The organism is Streptomyces sp. 15-116A (assembly GCF_025290915.1).
GTDB lineage: Bacteria > Actinomycetota > Actinomycetes > Streptomycetales > Streptomycetaceae > Streptomyces.
Genome location: NZ_JAOCQE010000333.1, coordinates 1 through 5,936, shown reverse-complemented (window position 1 = coordinate 5,936; position 5,936 = coordinate 1). Strand labels below are relative to the sequence as shown.

The 5,936-nt window shown below is 69.3% G+C and carries 7 protein-coding genes; 2 read left to right on the top strand and 5 right to left on the bottom strand.

Translation table 11 applies throughout. The features are described from left to right. Positions 1 to 364: 364 nt before the first annotated feature. The 3 genes from N4P33_RS31435 to thyX all read right to left on the bottom strand — a co-directional run bounded on the left by N4P33_RS31435 (position 365) and on the right by thyX (position 4,055). Positions 365 to 2,050: a ribonuclease J gene (locus N4P33_RS31435; RefSeq protein WP_260830348.1), complete on the bottom strand. Its 1,686-nt coding sequence runs from the start codon at positions 2,048 to 2,050 to the stop codon at positions 365 to 367. Positions 2,051 to 2,210: 160 nt separating this feature from the next. Next, positions 2,211 to 3,110 carry a 4-hydroxy-tetrahydrodipicolinate synthase gene (dapA, locus tag N4P33_RS31430; RefSeq protein WP_260830347.1) on the bottom strand — a complete coding sequence of 300 codons (900 nt, stop codon included), beginning with the start codon at positions 3,108 to 3,110 and terminating at the stop codon, positions 2,211 to 2,213. Between the two features lie 210 nt (positions 3,111 to 3,320). Next, the gene (thyX, locus tag N4P33_RS31425; RefSeq protein ID WP_260830346.1) at positions 3,321 to 4,055 is read right to left on the bottom strand and encodes an FAD-dependent thymidylate synthase; all 735 of its coding nucleotides are present in this window, start codon (positions 4,053 to 4,055) and stop codon (positions 3,321 to 3,323) included. Between the two features lie 136 nt (positions 4,056 to 4,191). Between thyX and N4P33_RS31420 the strand changes: the two genes are divergently transcribed. Beyond that, positions 4,192 to 4,434, top strand: coding sequence for a hypothetical protein (locus tag N4P33_RS31420; RefSeq protein ID WP_260830345.1), 243 nt, complete (start codon positions 4,192 to 4,194; stop codon positions 4,432 to 4,434). 114 nt (positions 4,435 to 4,548) lie between these two features. After that, on the top strand, positions 4,549 to 5,100 hold the full coding sequence (locus N4P33_RS31415; protein WP_260830344.1) for a PH domain-containing protein: 552 nt from the start codon (positions 4,549 to 4,551) through the stop codon (positions 5,098 to 5,100). 70 nt (positions 5,101 to 5,170) lie between these two features. Here N4P33_RS31415 and N4P33_RS31410 read toward each other — a convergent pair whose 3' ends face one another. Both N4P33_RS31410 and N4P33_RS31405 read right to left on the bottom strand, forming a co-directional pair. Continuing rightward, a complete protein-coding gene (locus tag N4P33_RS31410; RefSeq protein ID WP_260830343.1) occupies positions 5,171 to 5,632 on the bottom strand; it encodes a hypothetical protein in 462 nt (153 codons plus the stop codon). A 14-nt stretch (positions 5,633 to 5,646) separates the two neighbouring features. Beyond that, positions 5,647 to 5,936, bottom strand: a 290-nt coding sequence (locus N4P33_RS31405; protein ID WP_313904618.1) for a dihydrodipicolinate reductase C-terminal domain-containing protein, incomplete at its 5' end; no start/stop codon positions are given.

Sequence of the window (5,936 nt, the reverse complement as noted above, 5' to 3'; positions counted from 1 at the left end):
TTTTGGCACGCTGTTGAGTTCTCAAGGAACGGACGCTTCCTTCGTACTCACCCTCTCGGGCTTTCCTCCGGGCGCTTCCCTTCGGTGTTTCCGACTCTATCAGATCTTTCCGATCCGATTTCCTCGGCGCCTTTCCAGGTTCCCGCTTTCGCGTTTCCCTTTCCGGCGCATCCGACTTTATCAGAGATTCTGAGTCGGATTTCCCCACCCCTTCGGAGTCACTGCTTCCGGCTCACGAGGTGGCCGGGTGCCCGATCGGGGGGAGTTGTAAACGTACTGGAGCGGGGCGCCTCGATGCAAATCGAGGCGCCCCGCTCCCAGTTCGCGCAGGTGTGCGGCCCGACGGACCGTCAGAAGCCGCTGCTCAGACCTCCACCACCACGGGCAGGATCATCGGCCGGCGCCGGTACGTGTCGGAGACCCACTTGCCCAGCGTGCGGCGGACCAGCTGCTGCATCTGGTGGGGTTCGACGACGCCGTCCTGGGCCGAGCGTTCCAGGACCTCGGTGATCTTCGGGATGACGTCGCCGAAGGCCGAGTCCTCGATGCCGGAGCCGCGGGCCTGGATGTGCGGGCCGCCGGTGATCTTGCCGGTGGACGAGTCGAGGACGACGAAGACCGAGATGATGCCCTCGTCGCCGAGGATCTTGCGGTCCTTCAGGGCCGGTTCGCCGACGTCGCCGACGGAGAGGCCGTCGACGTAGACGTAGCCCGCCTGCACCTTGCCGGAGATCTTCGCCTTGCCCTCGACGAGGTCGACGACGACGCCGTCCTCGGCGATGACGATGCGGTCGTGCGGGACGCCGGTCAGGGCGCCCAGTTCGGCGTTGGCGCGCAGGTGGCGCCATTCGCCGTGCACCGGCATCAGGTTGCGCGGGCGGCAGATGTTGTAGAAGTACAGCAGTTCGCCGGCCGACGCGTGGCCCGAGACGTGCACCTTGGCGTTGCCCTTGTGGACGACGTTGGCGCCCCAGCGGGTCAGGCCGTTGATGACGCGGTAGACCGCGTTCTCGTTGCCCGGGATGAGCGACGACGCCAGGATCACCGTGTCGCCCTCGACGATGCGGATCTGGTGGTCGCGGTTGGCCATGCGGGACAGGGCCGCCATGGGTTCGCCCTGGGAGCCCGTGCAGACCAGGACCACCTCGTTGTCGGGCAGGTCGTCGAGAGTCTTGACGTCGACCACCAGGCCCGGCGGGACCTTGAGGTAGCCGAGGTCCCGGGCGATGCCCATGTTGCGGACCATGGAGCGGCCGACGAAGGCGACCCGGCGGCCGTACTCGTGGGCGGCGTCGAGGATCTGCTGGATGCGGTGGACGTGGCTGGCGAAGCTGGCGACGATGATCCGCTTGCGGGCGCCGGCGAACACCTGGCGGAGCACGTTGGAGATGTCGCGCTCGTGCGGGGTGAAGCCGGGGACCTCGGCGTTGGTGGAGTCGGACAGGAGGAGGTCGATGCCCTCCTCGCTCAGCCGCGCGAAGGCGTGGAGGTCCGTGAGGCGGTTGTCCAGCGGCAGCTGGTCCATCTTGAAGTCGCCGGTGTGGACCGCCATGCCCGCAGGAGTGCGGATGGCGACGGCGAGCGCGTCCGGGATGGAGTGGTTGACCGCGACGAACTCGCAGTCGAAGGGACCGATGCGCTCGCGGTGTCCCTCCGCCACCTCCAGGGTGTAGGGGCGGATGCGGTGCTCCTGGAGCTTCGCCTCGATGAGGGCGAGGGTCAGCTTGGAGCCGATCAGCGGGATGTCCGGCTTCTCGCGCAGCAGGAAGGGGACGCCGCCGATGTGGTCCTCGTGGCCGTGCGTGAGGACGATGCCCTCGATGTCGTCGAGGCGGTCCCGGATGGACGAGAAGTCCGGCAGGATCAGGTCGATTCCGGGCTGCTCCTCCTCGGGGAAGAGCACTCCGCAGTCGACGATCAGCAGACGGCCGCCGTACTCGAAGACGGTCATGTTCCGGCCGATCTCGCCGAGGCCGCCGAGCGGGGTGACGCGCAGGGCGCCTTCGGCCAGCGGCGGGGGCGGGCCGAGTTCAGGATGCGGATGACTCAAAAGACTCTCCTCAACCACGCGCGCCACGTACCGGTGGGGCACGTGGCGCGCATGACGTTCGTGCAGAAGCAGTTGTCGTATGTGGGGTGCGGGCACCGGTGGCCCGCTTATTCAGTTGTCGAGTCTGGTGCGCGGTGGAACGGTCGCGCGAAGTCTGTTGCTAGAGCTGTACCCCGCCGGCGGCAAGATCGATCTTGAGCTGTTCGATCTCTTCGGGCGTGCATTCGGCCATGGGGGCGCGCAGGGGTCCTGCGGGCAGGCCCTTCAGGGCGAGGGCCGCCTTGGTGGTCATCACGCCCTGGGTGCGGAACATGCCCGTGTAGACCGGGAGCAGCTTCTGGTGGATCTCGGTGGCCTTCTGGACGTCGCCGGAGGTGTACGCCTCGACCAGGGCGCGCAGCTCGGGGGTGACGAGGTGGCCGACGACCGAGACGAAGCCGACCGCGCCCACGGAGAGCAGCGGGAGGTTGAGCATGTCGTCGCCGGAGTACCAGGCGAGGCCGGAGCGGGCGATGGCCCAGCTGGCGCGGCCGAGGTCGCCCTTGGCGTCCTTGTTGGCGACGATCCTCGGGTGCTCGGCGAGGCGGACGATCGTCTCGGTGTTGATCGGGACACCGCTGCGGCCGGGGATGTCGTAGAGCATGACCGGCAGCTCGGTGGCGTCGGCGATGGCCGTGAAGTGCCGGTACAGGCCCTCCTGCGGGGGCTTGTTGTAGTACGGCGTGACGACCAGCAGGCCGTGTGCGCCGGTGCGCTCGGCGGTGCGGGCCAGTTCGATGCTGTGGTGGGTGTCGTTGGTGCCGACTCCGGCCACCACGTGGGCGCGGTCGCCGACCGCCTCCAGGACCGCCCGTACGAGGTCCTTTTTCTCCGCGTCGCTGGTGGTGGGGGACTCGCCGGTGGTGCCGTTGATGATCAGGCCGTCGTTGCCTGCGTCCACCAGGTGGGTGGCGAGCCGCTGTGCGCCGTCGAGGTCGAGTGCGCCGTCCGCCGTGAAGGGCGTGACCATGGCGGTGAGGACCCGCCCGAAGGGGGTCTGCGGAGTGGAGGTCGGAGCCATGGGTTACACGCTACTCGTTGCTCTGGACCGGGTCTGCCCTCGGGGCAGGCGACAAAGGGGTGCACATGGGGAGCCCGGTACTGCCTGCTCGGGGGTTCAGGCAGTACCGGGTCCGTTTGATCAGGCTAAGAAACTTCGCGAAGTGCCGCAATACGGACACCTCGCAGGGCTGATCCGTACATGTGTGCCGGGGCGGGAACCGCAGCCGACTTACGGGGCCACGCGTCCGTTGGCGTTGAAGGCGGCGTAGGTGAGCGGCATGAGCCGGGCCCACTCGGCCTCCATCTTCTCGCCGACCATCTCGATCTCCCGCTGCGGGAAGGACGGCACCTTCGCCAGCTCGTGCTGGGTGCGCAGACCGAGGAAGTGCATCAGGGAGCGGGCGTTGCAGGTGGCGTACATCGAGGAGTACAGGCCGACGGGGAGGACCGCGCGGGCCACCTCGCGGGCGACGCCGGCGGCGAGCATCTCCTGGTAGGTGCGGTACGCCTGGCGGTACGACTCCTCCATGGAGGCGCTGACCAGCTGGTGCTGCTCGGGGGTGCCCTCGACGAAGCGGTACTTGCCGGGGCGGCCCTCCTGGACCAGCTTGCGGGAGGTGTCGGGGACGTAGAAGACCGGCTGGAGCTCCCGGTAGCGGCCCGACTCCTCGTTGTACGACCAGCCGACGCGGTGCCGCATGAACTCGCGGAAGACGAAGATCGGGGCGCTGATGAAGAAGGTCATCGAGTTGTGCTCGAAGGGGCTGCCGTGGCGGTCCCGCATCAGGTAGTTGATCAGGCCCTTGGAGCGCTCCGGGTCCTTCTGCAGCTCGTCCAGGGACTGCTCCCCGAGCGTGGACACGCGGGCGGCGAACAGGACGTCGGAGTCCGCCGCACTGTGTTTCACCAGCTCCACAGTGACGTCGCTGCGGAACTCGATCTTGAAGTCTTCGTCGGGGGTCACGGTGTTGAGGGGCCTTCCCGTCTCGTCTCGGTGCGTCGTCACTTTACCCACGCCGGGGCGGGCACCTTTGCGGCGGTTCGTTCGTCTCTACGGATAACAATGATCCGTTCTGTCCCCGAAGGGAGAAGTACCCCTGATGTTCGGTCGGCGTGAACCCGTACCGTTCGCCTTCATCGCCGAGGCCGACAGGTTCCGCAGCAATGTCACTCCGCCGCCCCGTGAGCGGGCGAGCGCCGGGCAGATAGCCGGGCGGTGGCTGCTGGGGCTCACCATCGTCGCCGGGCTGGTGGGTTCCCTGGTCATCGGTACGCCCGCGCTGTCCACGGACACCTCGGCTCCGGGGAGCCAACAGCAGTCGCAGGCGACCGACGGGCGCTGAGCCGCCGGGCGGGCGCCGGGGTGGCTCCATCCGGACCCCGATGCTGGTGAGCGGGGACACAGCTCGGTAGCCTCACCGGGCACAGCCCACGCATGGATCGAGTGAGGACCAGCCGTGCCCCTGCCCTTCCTGACGGCCGACCGCGACTTCGATACCGCGGACGATGTCCCGCTGCCCCACGACGACCGTGACCGCTGGCGGCGCCCCTACCGTCCCGGGCCGTGGCGCGTCGGGGCGGCGGCGATCCTGCTGCTGCTCGCCTCGTTCGTTCTGTTCGCCGCCGTGATCATCGCGGCGACGGCGTCTGTGTCGTCGGCCGGGGTGGTCTTCGCGATCGCGCTGGTGATCATCGCCTGTGCGCTGCGGCTGCTGCGGATGGGCGTGTGGGTGAGCGCCCGCGGCCTGCGGCAGGTGGGGTTCTTCAGCACGCGGACGGTGCCGTGGGAGCAGGTCGGCTCCGTGCGGACGGTGCAGCAGCCGGTGCGGCTGCTGGGGCTGCCGCGGACGGTGCAGGGGCAGGCGCTGCTGCTCGCGCGCAAGGACCGCACCGAGGGCGTGCCGCCGCTGCTGACCACGCACAACGCGGACTTCCTGGGGCGGGAGCTCGCCTTCGACCGGGCGGCCGACTCGGTGGAGGCGTGGGCGGACGAGTACCGCCGGGGCTGAGAGCCGTAGGAGAAGGGGCCCGGTCCGCGCTGGCGGTGACCGGGCCCCTCTCTCATGCCTCAGGTGCCTCTCAGGTGCCGGGTGGGCTCACTTGCGAGGCGCGGCGCAGGGTGATCGCGCGCTGCATGGCCTTGCGGGCGCGCGGGGTGTCGCGGGCGTCGTGGTAGGCGACGGCGAGCCGGAACCAGCTGCGCCAGTCGTCCGGGGCGGCCTCCGTCTCGGCCTTGCGGCGGGCGAACACCGCGTCCGCCGAGTCGCGGTCGACGCGTCCGCTGGGCAGGCGCTCGAGCTCGTCGACGGGCAGACCGCCCTCGGCCTCGAGTTCGGCGGCGAGGCGGTTGGCCTCGCGGACGAACTGGGTGTTCTTCCACAGGAACCACACCCCGATCACCGGCAGGATCAGCACCGCGATGCCGAAGGTGACGGTGAGGGGCGTGCCGGCCTCGATGAGCAGCACGCCGCGGCTGCCGACCAGGACGAAGTAGACGACCAGGACGGCGGCGGTTATGGCGTAGGAGATCTTGGCGCGCATGTCGGGGCCCGGGCTCAGTTCAGGTCGAGGAAGTGCTCCAGGCCGAAGGTCAGGCCCGGAGTGGTCACCACGCGGCGGACGCCGAGCAGGATGCCCGGCATGAAGCTGCTGTGGTGCAGGGAGTCGTGGCGGACGGTGAGGGTCTCGCCCTCGCCGCCGAGCAGGACCTCCTGGTGGGCGAGGAGGCCGCGCAGGCGGACGGCGTGCACCGGCACCCCGTCGACGTCGGCGCCGCGGGCGCCGTCCAGGGCGGTGACCGTGGCGTCCGGGGCGGTGCGGGACAATGGAGCACATGCCTTCCGCA

Excerpts from the sequence above, each read along its gene's own strand:
- dapA (WP_260830347.1), bottom strand. The coding sequence starts at position 3,110 with ATGGCTCCGACCTCCACTCCGCAGACCCCCTTCGGGCGGGTCCTCACC.
- N4P33_RS31420 (WP_260830345.1), top strand. The coding sequence starts at position 4,192 with ATGTTCGGTCGGCGTGAACCCGTACCGTTCGCCTTCATCGCCGAGGCC.
- N4P33_RS31410 (WP_260830343.1), bottom strand. The coding sequence starts at position 5,632 with ATGCGCGCCAAGATCTCCTACGCCATAACCGCCGCCGTCCTGGTCGTC.